At 46.1% G+C, this 15,415-nt stretch carries 13 protein-coding genes; 7 read left to right on the top strand and 6 right to left on the bottom strand.

Annotated features, from left to right (window positions below):
- Positions 1 to 67 precede the first annotated feature (67 nt).
- From EL173_RS06000 to EL173_RS05985, 4 genes are all read left to right on the top strand, one after another.
- Positions 68 to 1,231 carry a glycosyltransferase gene (locus tag EL173_RS06000; RefSeq protein ID WP_014571275.1) on the top strand — a complete coding sequence of 388 codons (1,164 nt, stop codon included), beginning with the start codon at positions 68 to 70 and terminating at the stop codon, positions 1,229 to 1,231.
- 128 nt (positions 1,232 to 1,359) lie between these two features.
- Positions 1,360 to 2,103, top strand: coding sequence for a sunset domain-containing protein (locus EL173_RS05995; RefSeq protein WP_005688954.1), 744 nt, complete (start codon positions 1,360 to 1,362; stop codon positions 2,101 to 2,103).
- A complete protein-coding gene (locus EL173_RS05990) occupies positions 2,103 to 2,954 on the top strand; it encodes a DNA/RNA non-specific endonuclease (RefSeq protein ID WP_005688952.1) in 852 nt (283 codons plus the stop codon). The genes EL173_RS05995 and EL173_RS05990 overlap by 1 nt, the downstream gene beginning before the upstream one ends.
- A gap of 294 nt (positions 2,955 to 3,248) precedes the next feature.
- The gene (locus EL173_RS05985) at positions 3,249 to 3,536 is read left to right on the top strand and encodes a putative quinol monooxygenase (RefSeq protein ID WP_005688950.1); all 288 of its coding nucleotides are present in this window, start codon (positions 3,249 to 3,251) and stop codon (positions 3,534 to 3,536) included.
- Positions 3,537 to 3,883: 347 nt separating this feature from the next.
- Here EL173_RS05985 and EL173_RS05980 read toward each other — a convergent pair whose 3' ends face one another.
- From EL173_RS05980 to EL173_RS05970, 3 genes are all read right to left on the bottom strand, one after another.
- Positions 3,884 to 5,224 carry a glucose-6-phosphate isomerase gene (locus EL173_RS05980; protein WP_005713744.1) on the bottom strand — a complete coding sequence of 447 codons (1,341 nt, stop codon included), beginning with the start codon at positions 5,222 to 5,224 and terminating at the stop codon, positions 3,884 to 3,886.
- 196 nt (positions 5,225 to 5,420) lie between these two features.
- Complete coding sequence (locus EL173_RS05975; protein WP_005688941.1) at positions 5,421 to 6,278, bottom strand: GRP family sugar transporter; 858 nt, start codon at positions 6,276 to 6,278, stop codon at positions 5,421 to 5,423.
- Between the two features lie 279 nt (positions 6,279 to 6,557).
- The gene (locus EL173_RS05970; protein ID WP_005713742.1) at positions 6,558 to 7,163 is read right to left on the bottom strand and encodes a VanZ family protein; all 606 of its coding nucleotides are present in this window, start codon (positions 7,161 to 7,163) and stop codon (positions 6,558 to 6,560) included.
- A 540-nt stretch (positions 7,164 to 7,703) separates the two neighbouring features.
- On the opposite strand from EL173_RS05970, the gene EL173_RS05955 reads away from it, so the two are divergent.
- The 3 genes from EL173_RS05955 (at position 7,704) to EL173_RS05945 (ending at position 11,372) form a co-directional block, all read left to right on the top strand.
- Positions 7,704 to 9,962: an LTA synthase family protein gene (locus EL173_RS05955; RefSeq protein WP_005688937.1), complete on the top strand. Its 2,259-nt coding sequence runs from the start codon at positions 7,704 to 7,706 to the stop codon at positions 9,960 to 9,962.
- An 84-nt stretch (positions 9,963 to 10,046) separates the two neighbouring features.
- On the top strand, positions 10,047 to 10,793 hold the full coding sequence (locus EL173_RS05950) for a hypothetical protein (RefSeq protein ID WP_005688935.1): 747 nt from the start codon (positions 10,047 to 10,049) through the stop codon (positions 10,791 to 10,793).
- Between the two features lie 9 nt (positions 10,794 to 10,802).
- Positions 10,803 to 11,372, top strand: coding sequence for a hypothetical protein (locus tag EL173_RS05945; RefSeq protein ID WP_005685821.1), 570 nt, complete (start codon positions 10,803 to 10,805; stop codon positions 11,370 to 11,372).
- A 185-nt stretch (positions 11,373 to 11,557) separates the two neighbouring features.
- Here the strand turns inward: EL173_RS05945 and purB are convergent, their stop codons facing one another.
- From purB to EL173_RS05930, 3 genes are all read right to left on the bottom strand, one after another.
- Complete coding sequence (gene purB, locus EL173_RS05940; RefSeq protein WP_014571273.1) at positions 11,558 to 12,853, bottom strand: adenylosuccinate lyase; 1,296 nt, start codon at positions 12,851 to 12,853, stop codon at positions 11,558 to 11,560.
- A gap of 102 nt (positions 12,854 to 12,955) precedes the next feature.
- Complete coding sequence (locus EL173_RS05935) at positions 12,956 to 14,065, bottom strand: ATP-grasp domain-containing protein (RefSeq protein WP_005711311.1); 1,110 nt, start codon at positions 14,063 to 14,065, stop codon at positions 12,956 to 12,958.
- Positions 14,066 to 14,085: 20 nt separating this feature from the next.
- Positions 14,086 to 15,414 (bottom strand): nucleobase:cation symporter-2 family protein, encoded by a 1,329-nt coding sequence (locus EL173_RS05930; protein ID WP_005688928.1) that lies wholly within the window; start codon positions 15,412 to 15,414, stop codon positions 14,086 to 14,088.
- Position 15,415: the final 1 nt, after the last annotated feature.

Genomic DNA, 15,415 nt, shown 5'->3' with positions numbered 1-15,415 from the left:
TTTTCTACCTAATTTTCGAGTCTTTGCCTGCACTTCATCGTTCGAAAAATTTTGAGGAGGAATGGCTGTGAAACCTGCAAAAACTAAATTTAGTGACGCTCCTGATGGTAGTATTCATCAATATGATCAGATACTTAAATACTTCAACGATCGGCCTGCCGATCAAACCAAACCGCGCGGCAATCGGATCACTTTTGTAACGACCGGTATCATCGGCTTTGATGGTGGTCAAACAACAATGCTGCATTTAGGAACCTTGTTAGCCAATGCGGGTTATGACGTTTACTATCTAAGTTACGTTCCGCAAAGTCAAGATGAGATGATTCAAAACGCCGAATTTAACTATCCAGGCTATAAAGGAACTTGTTTGCCAATGGGAGAACTCGAATCCCATCGTTCTGACATCTGGGTCGCTACTTTATGGGAATCCGTTTATGTCATCAAAAATAAGCCGGGTTATAAGATGTATTTTGTCCAGGATTATGAACCTTATTTCTACCCATACGGTGATCGTTACCAAATGGCGCGCCGTACTTATAGCCTCGGACTGCACATGGTTTCACTAGGGCCTTGGTGCGCACATATGATTACGACACATTGCAAAACTAACAGTCCGATTGACATTATCAATTTCCCGGTCGATGTAGCTCGTTATCCGTTTAAAGAACGCGATCCCAAGCCTTACCAAGATAAAAAGCAAATCAAACTGGCGGTTTACACCAAATGGAGCAGTCCTCGCCGCGCGCCTGTCACCATTCAAATTGTCCTTGAAAACTGTCGCCATTTGCTACGAGCTAAGGGAATTGATCTCAAAATAACTTACTTTGGCACGGGTCGCAGCAAACGTTTTATTAACGGTCAAAATCTCGGAAAGCTGCCCCCATCAGAGCTCAATCAGCTTTACCATGAAGCGGATTTTGGTATTGCCCCTTCAATGACCAATTTTTCTTTGGTTCCTTACGAAATGATGAGCGCCGGCCTACCTCTGATCGACTTTAAGGAAGGCACTGGCAGCTACTTCCTGAAAGATGGCACTTACTTTTCATGTCACTTGGATGAACGTGATCTGGCCAAAACACTCCAAACAGCATGCGAAAAACCCGAGATCATTACCCAAAACATCGAAAAAGCACAAGCCTATCTAAAAACAATCAGCTGGGAACGAACCGAAAAAGATATGCTTGCGATCATCGCCAGTCTATATGCCGATGTTGACGTGGTGAAGTCCTAATTCAAATCGAGCTTGACGCTTGCCGCCAAGCTTTTTTTCTGGGAAAATAAACCTTGTAAATAAGGAATGACGAATATTCTTATTCGAGATTATTCCTAGTTCGAACCTAGCAATATTGGAGGAGAAAAATGGCTACATTGGGCGACTTTTTAATCTTACTCGGATTGGGTGGGACTATCTGGGGTGCCGTGCGCTTATTTCGGCAACGGAAACATCCGTCAACGAAACGACTCAACCTAATTCTACTAATTGGCGGTATTATTTTAATGTTCATTGGCACCCCGATAAGTGACACAAAAACATCGACAGTTTCAACTTTGCAATCAAGCGTTGTTAATAAAAGGTTAACGGCAAAACAGCGAAAACTGCTGAACGCCGAAAAAACACACGGAAAAGTCTTATTGGCAGTAAAAGCTAAAAAAAACGCGGAGTTAAAAGCCTTAACCAAAGAACAAAAGAAACTCGAAGCAGCCGCAGACGAACGAGCATCCTCATCGCGAGCGGCAGCAGCTTCCTCATCTATTGCTGCATCCACATCAGCATCTCAGGCTGAATCTGCAAGTAAAGCAGCTGCGGCATCCATCCAAGCGGCTGCCTCATCGCAAGCAGCGGCAAATGCAGCCGCAGCCAAACAAGCAGAAGAAGCCCAGAAATCGGCAGCACAACAGCAAGCTGCACCGGCACAGCAGCAAACGCCAACAAACCAAGGTGATTTATATACTGGCACGCAAGGAACCATCGTTGGCAACAGCCGTAGCAAGATCTATCACGTTCCTGGTCAAGCCGGCTACCATATGAACGCTGCAAATGCTGTCTACTTCCATACCGAAGCCGAGGCATCATCGGCTGGTTATCGAAAGGCATTACGCTAATGAAAACAAAGTTAATGAAATATCTTACCCCTCTGCTCATAGTAAGTCTCTTACTAACCGGTTGCAGTACTCAAGGCACCTCAAAATCAACCTCACCATCCACGGATCCTGTGGCCGATCAGACTAAACTTAATAATAAGACTAATTCTGCGATCAGCAGTCTCGATGAAGCTATTGCTGATAAACGTGAAGAAGTTAGCAGTCTAAAAGCGACATTAGATAACAGCAAGCCAAGCACAGAAGCTTCAAAGACGACAGCAGGTACCACGGATGCCAATACTTTAGCCAATCTCGATTATACCGGCCAGCAAGAAATAACCGTCAATAACAACGATCCCGCATTTTCAAAAAATGATCTTTCAACTGCAAAAGGCGCATGGGCCACTTATTCCGATTTAGATAGTCTCAACCGAGTGACCGATGCCAATGCCTTGTTAAACCGCTCACTCATGCCTTCAGCCAAACGCGAACCACTAACTTGGAACCCAACCGGCTGGCACAATAAAAAAACGGCACATGGATGGTTATATAATCGTAGCCATTTAATCGGGTACCAGCTGACCGGCGAAAATAATAACCCAAAGAATCTCATGACCGGTACTCAAACGCTCAATAGTCCCTTGATGTTGGCTCATGAAATGGATATCGCTTATTATCTCAAACAAAGTAATGACCACTACGTCCGTTACGAGGTAAAGCCAATTTTCCGCGGTAACGAACTCGTTGCACGCGGTGTTCAAATGCGTGCTCAAAGCATCGGCGACAACACCATTCATTTCAATGTCTATATTTTTAATGTCGAACCAGGATACACCATCAATTACGCCGACGGAACAAGCACCAAAAATTAAATATTTCTGTCCAGAGAAAAAAGTCGTTGATCAACTGTCTGCTCAACGGCTTTTTTGCGCTCGCACCGGAACCGATCTCGTGAAATCCTTAATCAAGTTTACCCAATCTTGTGACCCATTCCGGCTGAAATAAGCTCATCACAAGTTATGGCCCCACCCCATTTCGATTGCTGCCCATTTTTTGCTAGTATAATCAGTTGTAGTGACGATCTTAGCGGCAAAAATTTGCCTTCTAAGAACGCCTCTATCAATACATTACGCCCTCGTGGCCAAAACCCCTTTAGGAGGAAGAAAATGAAAATTATTAATGTTACCCTACACGTCAAACCAGAGCTTGCCAGCGACTACCAGCAGTTCATCAGTCAATTGGTTGCGGGATCGCGTGCTGAAGCCGGTAACCTCAGCTATGACCACTTCCAAAGCCTCACTGATCCCAACAAATACGAGATCATCGAACACTGGCAGGATGCCCAAGCAGTGGCATCACATAACGAAACCTCCCACTTCAAGCAGTTTTTGGCTGGAATCGATTCCTTCTTAGATGCGCCGCTTGAAATTATTCGTATGGACTATTCGGCGTAATCAATCCTAATCAATATAGATAAGGAAAAATGAAAATTAGATACCTGATTATCTATAATGACGTTGAAAATGCTCTCCCCGAAAAGGCACGTAATTTAGCGCGTCAGTATGGAACTGAGCTAAAACCCTGGAGTCAAAAGCAATTAATAGCATTAGTTTAGTTTTTAACGCTGCTTCAGCTCTTGTGGAGCAACAAATTCAAACGCTGCCCGAACACTTGCCCATAAAAAAAGCCCCAGAACCAGTTGATAACTCCTGACTGACAGCCACAACTCAGCCACGGACCTTTCCAACATGATTCTGGAGCTCTTTATTTACCTTATTTCAAATCGCGCAAACCCTTGCGATTAAAGGCGTGCGTTCAATTCCTTGGTCATATCCTCATAACCCGGACGACCAAGCAGTGCGAACATGTTCTTCTTGTAAGCTTCAACACCAGGCTGGTTGAATGGGTTGATCCCGTTCAGGTAGCCGGAGATGGAAACTGCCGCTTCAAAGAAGTAGATCAGATAGCCTAAGGTGTAGGCATCTTGTTTCGGAATGGAAACGGTCATAACTGGGACGCCGCCATCTGTGTGGGCCAGAACAACGCCTTCGTAAGCTTTGCGGTTAACGAAGGACATCTTCTTGCCAGCCAAGTAGCCGAGGCCATCAAGGTTTTGCGCGTCGTCAGGAATGGTTAGGTCGCGGTTAGGTTCTTCAACCCACACAACGGTTTCCATCAGATTGCGGAGGCCTTCTTGAATGTATTGGCCGAGACTGTGCAGGTCAGTACTGAAGTTAGCGCTTGAAGGATAGATGCCCTTTTGATCTTTACCTTCAGATTCGCCCATTAATTGCTTCCACCATTCGCCAAGGTATTGCAAGGTTGGTTCGTAGTTTTCGAGTAGTTCGGTGGTGTAGCCTTTGCGATATAAGATGTTACGCAAAGCTGCATACTGATAGGCTTCGTTTTCTTTCAAATCAGCTGATGCATAGGCTTTTCGACCATCACCGAGGCCACGCATCATTTCGTCAATGTCGCCGCCAGCAACTGCGATTGGCAATAAGCCAACTGCTGACATTACTGAGAAGCGGCCGCCAACGTCATCAGGAACCACGAATTCTTCGTAGCCTTCCGCATCGGCTTCTTGCTTCAAAGCACCCTTGGCCCGATCGGTTGTCGCATAAATTCGTTCCTTGGCACCATCTTTACCATACTTTTCGATTAACTTAGCCTTCAAAATACGGAAAGCAATGGAAGGTTCAGTCGTGGTACCGGACTTGCTGATGACGTTGATCGAGAAGTCACGATCGCCGATAATGTCGAGCAAATCAGCTAAATAAGTACCGGAGATTGAGTTACCCGCAAAATAGACTTCTGGGAACTTTAGCTCAGGATCGAGGTTACGGAAGGTTTGGGAAAGAAAATCAACTGCCATCCGTGCGCCTAAATAAGAACCGCCAATCCCAATCGCAACAAAGACCTGGGAATTGCCTTGAATCTTCTTGGCCGCAGCCTTAATCCGGGCAAATTCGTCCTTATCATAATTGACTGGCAAATCGAGAAAACCACGGAAATCCTTGCCGGCACCTGTACCTTCACGCAATTCCTTGTCAGCTGCAGTTACTAACGGCTGCATCTGTTCAAGTTCATTCGCGTGAACGAACTTATCCAGCTTAGATGAATCAAATTTGATGTACGACATCGTGTGCGTTCCTCCTCTAAATACGTACCTTACCGTGAAACTTTTGATCAAACCGGCATCGCCATCAAAAATAGCGGCACCGCTTCCAACCAAAAGTTTACGCCAGTGCAGTACGCTGTTCAAATTCACACTCTAACAAGTTAACTTTAAAATTGAATTTGTAAAAAAGCAAGCAATCCAGCAACTTCTCATCAGATTACTTTGCTTTCATGATCCCTAAGACGACCCCGCCAAGAATGACGAGAGCCGAACCGCAGCTGACCCAGATCATTTCCTTACGCGTCTTATGCTCACCAAGTAAGTAAATGGATCCAAACGTTGAAATAACGATGCCCATTTGTGAAAGTGAATAGGAAACTGCCAACCCGACATTTGCCATTGACAACAGCATGAACACATTACCGGTCCCCCACAAGAGTCCGGTTAAAACATTCTTCGCAGTGGCTTTAGCAAAAGGCTCATGCCCGATGCTCATCAACAAAGCGCCAATAATCATTCCAAGCGATTGCGGCATCACCACTGCCAAAGCACCAAGCTGGCCGGCATTGACGATAATCGTGTAGCCGGCATAACCTGCTGTTGAAATCAGTAACGTCCGCAAACCCTTAGCGACGCCGGTTTCCGAGGTGAAGTCATCATTTTGCTCCCGCCGCGAAGTCAACGTCGCACCAATGATTAGTAACGCCAACGCCAAAATGCCAAGCAACACATCACGGCCGCTATGCCACTCATGAAACAGCAATGCACCGGCCAACGTGGTCGCAATCAGTTGCATGCCGGTTGAAATCGGCATGGTCATTGAGACACCCATATATTTCATAGACTGAAACTGTTGTCCCTGTCCTAATGCCCAAAATAACCCAGAAATAATGCCAAGCAGCCAAGTCTTAGTGTCGAGAACCGGATGCATGATCAATAACGTGCCAACGCCAAAAACCAGCGCGCCAAACGTCATCCCCAAAGTCTGCTGATAGGCATTGCCGCCAAGTTTGCCACTGACCAGGCCAATGGAACCCCAAGCAAGTGCCGGGATCAACGCAAGTAAAAATACCATAATGCGCCTCTTTCTTTATCGTATCGTTTAACTGAGTACGAATACACCTGCTTAGAAAACTTCATATAAACGACTTTACACGTGAGATGAACGTGGGTTTCTTCCATAGAAAGTCTTTATACAGAAGCGCCTGCAGATATACGCGTTTTTTATCGAAAATAGAACACAAAAAAATATTCTATCGTTCTTTTCCCAGCAAAACAAGTCGAATTTTTCGCGCAGGTAGGCGGTTAGTGTTGCGAAAAAAAGCTTGACTGCTTCAATTGAAGCGACCGCCGTCTAACCTTTTGGATGCAATAACCGGTAAAAGGCATATCCCAAAATAGCGCCGATAACATTAAAGATGACGTCATCAATATCAGCAACGCCGCTAATCAGCAAGAATTGTAAAGTCTCGATACTTAATGATGTGATAAGTCCGATCCCGACAACGGCAAACAATCGCCGCCGATGCACACTGACCCAAGGAATGCCAAAGCCCAGCGGCATAAACCAGGCAACATTGCCTAACGACTGATACCATAAGTCAAAATGACTGGCGGCCTGCCGCAATTTCAGCGTTTCGACCATGGGGTGTAGATTAATGACAGAAAGTGAGCGTTGCCAATGAAAAACCAATTGCCACGGATAGTACACATCGCGAAAAACCGTGAGTGCAAACAGTAGCATCAAATAGCCGACAAACAATCCCAATTTCAGTTCGCGTCCGAATGTCGTTCGCCGATGATGTCGAACCAGCCAGAGGCATCGCAAAACGGCAAACACTAATAGGTAAAGGATGGTCTTGTCCAGACTAAAAATAATGAGCCGCACCAAAGGAAAATGGTTCACCTGACTCAAAGACGTTGAATTAATCCAGTTATAAAATGGCCCCAAAAAAAGCATGGCGATACCTCCAGTTGCCATTGTAGCAAACACAACGCGTGATACCCACAAGCGTTGCAACTTTTAAAGACTCCATAAGAATCAGCCGTCAATGCCTAGGTTAAGGCAAACTGCGGTACGCTATTGAATACAGCAATTATCATTGGCGGTTCCCCTTCACCAGCCCGGAACCTGTACATAAGGACCTTAGACGCAATGACCCAAAACCTGTGAACACGCTCAAGGTTACTAGTCTGCTTTTACGCCCATAACGCGCTCGCCGGTGCAGAAGTCTGCGTGTAAGGGCCTTGGTCGCAATGGCTAAAGTACGGCCGTCACGTCTGAGGCTACTAGATCCGCTTTTACGCCCATAACGCGCTCCCCGGCGCAGAAACCTGCGTGTAAGGACCTTATCCGTAATGGCCAAGACCGGGCCATTACGGATAAGGCCACTTACACTCCGGTTTCTAACCGCGCCGGCTCGCGCTTACCGTCTCTTTTTGTGCAATTGCCGTTTTGCGGGTACAATGACAAAGAACAAAGTGGAAAGGAGTTGCCGCTTTGAAACGGTTACGACTCAATCAACTTTTACAATGGGTACGCAATACTCGAATCGGCTTCTTAGCCCTGCTGCTTTTTTTATTGTGGGCAAAAACGATTTTCGGGTATTTCGTTGACTTCTCGCTCGGGCTGAATGACCCGCTGCAATATACCCTACTCATCTTAAATCCGTTGGGAACGGGCATTATTCTCCTGTCATTAGGGCTATACCCCAAGCATGCCCGCCGCGGTTACGCTATTGGCCTGATCGTCTACATATTAAGCACGTTATTATTGCTCGCCAACGTCCTTTATTATCGTGAATTTACCGACTTCTTGACGGTCACAACGATTCTTGGTGTGTCAAAAGTCAGCCAAGGACTCGGTGCCAGTTCTTTAAGTATGGTCAAACCCCACGATTTAATTTATATTCTGGACATTGTGATCGTAATTTTAGCTTATTTGGGTTACAGCATCTGGAATATTTGGCGCTATATCCATAATCAACGGCTTAAGTGGCCGCATTTTGGGCTGTCGTTGGATACCAGCCGCCTGCCCTTCCATCTGCCCCAAGCGGTGACGGTTTTTGGCATTGCCTTTTTTGCTTTGATGACGGCAGTGAGTGAAATGAATCGACCACAGTTGCTGACGCGGACCTTTGATCGTAATTACATCGTCAAATATCTCGGTTTGGCGCCTTTTACAATTTACGATGCAGCTAAAACGGCACAAAACAATCAGGTACGGGCTCAGGCAGACAGTGCCAATCTCGATCCGGTTCTACAATACACGCGTTCGCATTATGCCGCTCCTAACGCTAGCTATTACGGAGCCGCTAAAGGCAAGAACGTGATCATCATTCACCTTGAAAGCTTCCAGCAATTTCTGATCGGTCAAAAAATCGATGGTCAGGAAGTAACGCCATTTCTGAACTCGTTGATTAAAGAAAAAGACACGTTAAGCTTCAATAATTTCTTCCATCAAGTCGGACTCGGCAAAACCAGTGACGCGGAAAATATGCTGGAAACCAGTACGTTCGGGATTGCCAATGGATCCTTGTTCAGCAGTCTGGGAACGGAAAATACGTTTGAAGGCGCCCCGGCAATTTTAAATCAACGCGCTGGCTATACCAGTGCTGTCTTCCATGGCGGCTCCGCTTCATTCTGGAACCGCGATAATGTTTATAAGAGTCTTGGCTATAACAATTACTTTTCCGGCAACTTCTATAATCATGATGAAAAAGCGGCCACCGAATATGGGATTAAAGATAAATTGATGCTGGCAGAAACACCGAAGTATTTAGAGCATCTCCAGCAACCGTTTTACACTAAAATTATTACGACCAGTAACCATAATCCATTTTATATCACCCAGGCGGATTCGGATTTCCCGGATGCCGGTACTGATGACGCGACGATCAACGGTTACTTCAAGACGGCTCACTACCTTGATGAAGCATTACGGGAATTCTTTAATTACCTGAAGGCCAGTGGTTTGGAAAAAAATTCACTCGTGATGCTGTATGGTGATCATTTTGGTATCAGCAACGATCGTAATACCACCTTAGCGCCATTGTTAGGTAAAGACGCCAGTGACTGGAATGGCTTTGACGATGCCCAACTGCAGCGGGTTCCGCTAATCTTCCACATGCCGGGTCTTAAAGGCGGCGTGAACAATACTTATGGCGGCGAAATTGATGTTCTACCGACGCTACTGCATTTGCTTGGGATCAGCAGTAAGCGCTACGTCCAATTTGGTACCGATCTGCTTTCCAACCAGCATGACAATGTCGTTGCTTTTCGAAATCACAATTTTGTCACCCCGAAGTACACTGTTTTAGGCAGCAAAGTTTATGATAATACGACTGGCAAACTCGTGACCATGACGCCAGCCTTACAAGCAACCATTGATAAGGACCAGAAATCAGTTGACACGCGGCTTAGTCTATCCGATGACGTTGCTAATCGTAATCTATTGCGTTTCTATGTACCATTAGGCTTTAAACCGATTAATCCCAGCCAGTATGATTACAATCAAAGTCTCAGCAATGTGCTGTCGATTGAACACGGTCGCGGCAGCAAGAGCACGAGTCTTTATAGCGAAAATAACGACCAATCAACAACCGGACTCTATCAAACCGATGCGCCTGAATTAGCAGATGACACCTCACCGATCACCGATTTTCCGGAAAAAGTTCAAAATCAAACCGATTCATCCGCTAGCAGCAGTGCATCTAGCAGCTCCAGTACCCTCAATATCAAGAATAACCAGCTCAAATGAATCAAATAACATAATGAATGCTCGGTTTATGTTCACACTTTGTTCAAATTCATTGCTTATACTGCTTGTGAGGTGAACGGGTAGATGCATTTCTTTGAGCGAACGTTCTCGGGTTTCCGTTATCATCGCCGTTATTACTTTGTGATGATGCTGCTGTCAGTTGCGTTCTGCTTGATCAGCATCATGCTGATAACGAGTGAAATGATCGACCAATCCGCACAAAGCGCTTTTTTACAGCGGCTAAATTCTTTTGGTACCCAAAATAAACAAACGATTCTGCTAAGTACGCAAGTTGGCCAAGCCCATATTAAAATGATGCAAATCACGCAAACATTATTAAATCGTGTCGTCATCATTAATGGTATTTGCTGGTTGATCGGGACGGCCTTGCTGTGGTTTCTGCGACGTTCTGAAACCGATGCGCTTTATTTGGTCGGCAAAAGCAGCATGTCCATCGGGTTACAATATGCGTTTGAAGCATTTTTCAGTTTCTTAATCAGCTTTATCATTAGTGTTTTTCTGATTATTTTATTTAATGATCAGCTGATTCAGTTTCTGACCAATGCGAATCGTTCTGCTTTTGGTCATCTTTTACAGGAAGGCTATCGTGGAATTGACATGAATCACGCCTTTCAGCAACTCTTTGCCCGTCACCTAACTGGCTTTACGCGTGAAACCTTATTCTATTACGGCGGTAAAACGGACGACCTCACCCAACCGGCCGGCTTCTTGACAACATTGAGAAACGGCCTTGGCGTGATTTTCGTCACCAATCTAGGCTTGGTAACCCCGCTTTCGATTATTCGCAAACGGCTTGTCATGCCGCGTTAGGAGACAGCTATGTTATTTCGGTCAAAGCAGCTTGATATCTATCGTGAAAGACTTGCAAAGCTTTTCGCGCCTAAAACGATTCAATATTTATACGTCCCGGATGAGGAAGCACTGACCGCATTACGCGACCAATATATCAAGGATTTTATTAATGGTGGCCTCATCAAGCAACTTGCTTTCATCAGTAGTCGCGACACTGGTATCTTGGATTATCTCAGTGTTCGGAATAACCTTTGCATCAATGGGCACACCAAGCATACGGACTTTTTGCCGGAATGGCTTGCCAATACTTCTCCGGTTCTCGATCAACCCGCGGCCACTTTAAACACGTTGCAACGGATCTATTTGCAATTTTATCGTGGTTTGATGGGTAAAAAACGATATTTACTATTAAGCGGTCATGCCGAGATTTTTGATCCGCAAGTTACCCGCGAGTTCTTAACCGAAGCCAACCATGCTTTGCAACAAACCGAAAGCTGCTTATTGGTCCTGACAACCGATCAATCGCTGCTCAGTGCCAATCCTCAAAATGCTTGGCAACAACCACCTGTCTTATCACTACATGCCGTTACCAAATGACCTTGCGAAGTTACATTGCAAGGTCTTTTTTTGCGATTATTGTCACCGGCACCGATTTTGAAAAAGTTGGCGCTAGCGTACCGGATAACGACTGTCGTTCAAATTTAAAATTTAAACACAAAAATTGACCCTAGAAAAATTCTAGCGTCAATTTTCGTTATCATATTCTGAGCAAACTTGTGAAACTAAGCCAGTCCAACGCGCTTGAAGATTTCATCAACATGCTTGAGATGATAGTGATAATCAAACGCATCATCTAAGTCAGCCTCGCTTAACCGGCCCATGATTTCCGGATCGGCTTCTAACAGCGGCCGGAAGTCGCGGTGCTCGTCCCATGCAATCGCGGTCTTAGGCTGAACTAGGTCATAGGCTTGTTCCCGACTCAAACCACTTTCGATGAGTTTTAACATCACTCGCTGGCTATAAATCAAGCCGTGTGTGAGGTTCATATTGGCCTTCATCCGTTCCGGGAAAACATCCAGATGATCCAAAATACTCGTGAAACGATGCAGGATGTAATCTAGCAAGCCGGTTGCATCCGGTAGCATGATACGTTCGGCACTGGAATGGGAGATATCCCGTTCATGCCATAGTAGGACATCTTCTAGTGCCGGCGTTTCGTACCCGCGAATCACCCGCGCCAATCCGGAGACATTTTCCGAGCCGATTGGGTTACGCTTATGCGGCATCGCACTGGAACCTTTTTGCCCCTTGTTAAAATGTTCTTCGACTTCATGCACTTCGGTTCGCTGCATATGCCGAATCTGCAAGGCAAACCGTTCAACTGAGGTGGCAATCAGGCCCAGCGTTTGAATGTAATGGGCATGCAGATCACGCGGCAATACCTGGGTTGAAATCTCCTGTGCGCGAATGCCTAGCTGCTTGGTCACATAAGCTTCCACAGCTGGCGGCGTGTTGGCAAAAGTTCCGACCGCCCCGCTGATCTTTCCTGCTTCAACATCACTTGCCGCATCTTCAAATCGCCGAATATCGCGATTGAGTTCCGAATACCAAGTGGCAACAACCAGACCGAATGTTGTTGGCTCAGCGTGAACCCCGTGCGTCCGGCCCATCATAACCGTATCTTTATGGGCTTTTGCCAGTTTCGCCAAACTTGCTTTTAATACGGCTAAATCCGCACGTAGAATCTGGTTAGCCTGTTTAAGTAAGTAACCTTGAGCCGTATCGACCACATCGGTACTGGTTAAGCCAAAGTGCACCCACTTCTTCTCTTCGCCAAGGCTTTCGGAAACATCCCGCGTAAATGCGACCACGTCATGGTGCGTGACCGCTTCGATTTCGTGGATTCGATCGACATCAAACTTGGCGTTGGCCCGTAAAGCTTTAACATCGGCTTCCGGAATTTCGCCTAGTTTCGACCAGGCTTCAGCCGCTAAAATTTCAACTTCCAGCCATGCAGCATAACGATTTTTTTCTGACCAAATTGCCGCCATTTCAGGACGACTATAACGCGGAATCACAGGTAGTTTCCTCCTCTATTGTAAGCGCCATGTTCTATACTCATCATCGTATCACCGGTGAGCATGCCGACTTTTCCATGCAGCCGGCACGCTCGAGAATCTTTACTGAATCACAAAATGTCCCGTGGCATTGATGCTGTCTTTTATTGCTTTCAAATCACCAACGATTTCAATCTCGCCGACTAACTCATTGCCAGTCGGATAGAAAGCAAACCGCCAATCCGGCTTGATTTGAATCTGCGTCAAAACCGCATCCATGTCTTTTTGCCGTAACGGAATCGCAACGCCATCTTCGGCCAATTCCAGTTCTGGCAGCGGCCAGCCGAGAATCGCGCGCAGATGTAGTTCATATTCCGAAATATCGCTGGTACATTGCATGAGGTGACCATACAATTTTGGCCCCGGGAAAACCCGTTTGACGTACAGGGTCCCGTTAGCCGCCAAGAAAAATTCAAGACTGAAAATGCCATTATAATCAAGCTTCTTGGCAATTTTTTCTGCAATGCGGCGAATCTCAACAATCACCGCCGGATCAACGTCAGCCCGAACCGAAGATGCTTTGAGTTGATGATGTTCAAAATAATTCTGAATCACCGGCCCAATTCGGATTTCTTTATCAGCCTTGGCGACCATGACGGCAACTTCTTTAATATTTTGCAAATAGGCTTCCAAAATGTACGGACGCTGCTGCAGTAATTGTTTGGCGCGATCGACATCCGCCGGGGTTGCCAGCAACAACTGCTGATCCACGCCCATCCCCTTTTGAATTGGCTTCAATAAGGCCGGATAGCCAATGGTGTCAATTGCTTCATTAATATCGCTAGGCGTGATGACTTGGGTATATGGCAGAATATTCATGTTGAGATCGTCAAGAAAGACCTTTTCCAAGTACCGATCCTGGGTCACGGTCAAAATATCGGTTCCTGACGGCAATTGGCTGCTGGTTGCTAATTCAGCCAATACAGCGCCGTCAACGTTTTCATCGGTAAAGGTCATGACCGTACTCAGTTGCGTCAACTCTTTTAATGCTTCCCGATCATCCGCTTGCCCGACCAACGGAATATCGGCTTTTTCCAGTGCAATATCCGTTTGGGTCGGTGCTAAAACCACAGTCCGCATGCCCATTAAGCTTGCAGTATCAGCCATGCGAAAAGCTGATACGCCACCGCCAATAATGCCGATGGTAGCGCCTGGACTAATAAATTGCGTCACAATTGTTCCTCGCTTTGACTTTATTTGTCTGAATCCTGTTCGTTTAACCCGCGATCAACCGGCATTTCAGGATGACGACTTGGTGAATTAAACAACCAGTTCAACAACACCGCACTCAGACTTGTCATCAAAATCCCTGATCCAAACAACAGTTGAATGGTTTTTGGCAAGAACTGAACAATATGCGGCTGTACCGTTACCCCTAAGCCTAAACCGATTGAAATCGCGGCAACCAGTAAATTCTTATCATTTTCAAAATCAACCTGTTGCAGCATCCGGATACCTTGCACCGCAACCATCCCGAACATCACCAGCATAGCACCACCAAGAACCGGTGCCGGAATGATCGTTGCCAAGGCGCCGATTTTCGGCAGCAACCCAAGGATAACCAAGAAGACTGCCGAATAAATTACCGGCTTGCGGGTTTTGATTCCGGAAAGCTGCACCAACCCGACATTTTGCGAAAAAGTTGTGTACGGGAAGGTGTTGAACAAACCGCCGAGTACCACGGCTAGGCCTTCTGCGCGATACCCGCGTTTCAGGTCATCTGCTTCAATTTTACGCCCGACAATATCCCCTAGTGCAAAGAAAACACCGGTACTTTCAACCATAGACGTCATTGAAATCAGAATCATGGTCACAATTGAGCTCCATTCAAACTGTGGAACCCCAAAGTAAAATGGCGTCGGGACGTGGAACCAACTTGCCTCAATGACCGGCTGAAAACTGACTAAGCCGAGGAACCCGCCTAAGACCGTGCCCGCAATCAAGCCGACCAGAATCGCGATTGAATGCAAGAAGCCGCGTCCCCAGACATTAATAGCCAAAATCAATAATACCGTAAATGCGCCGACAAACAGGTTCGTCATATTGCCGAAGTCTTTGGCTGTCGTCGAACCCCCGCCTAGATTCTGGAAAGCAACCGGAATCAGCGACAGACCGATCACGGTAATCAAGGAACCGGTCACCAGTGGCGGAAACAAAAAGCGCAGTTTAGAAAACGCACCGCCAATGAGAAAAACAAACAGCCCAGCAACAATGATGGCGCCATACATGGTTTGGAAGTTAAACTTCTGGCCAATCATAATGAGCGGCGCCACTGCCTGAACTGCACACCCCAACACAACCGGTAATTTAATGCCGAAATATTTGTTACCAAACACCTGCAAAGCCGTCGCAATCCCGCACATGAAGATATCAATCGAGACAAGATACGTCATTTGCTCAGAGGTAAAGTGCAACGATGCCCCAATCAAAATCGGCACCAACACTGAACCCGAATACATCGCTAATAAATGTTGCAGCCCCAATGCCGCTGCTTTTGGATTGGAAATTGTTTTATTCTTCATC

Origin of the sequence: Lacticaseibacillus rhamnosus, from assembly GCF_900636965.1 — a bacterium.
Lineage (GTDB): Bacteria > Bacillota > Bacilli > Lactobacillales > Lactobacillaceae > Lacticaseibacillus > Lacticaseibacillus rhamnosus.
This window is presented reverse-complemented; position numbering and strand designations above follow the sequence as displayed.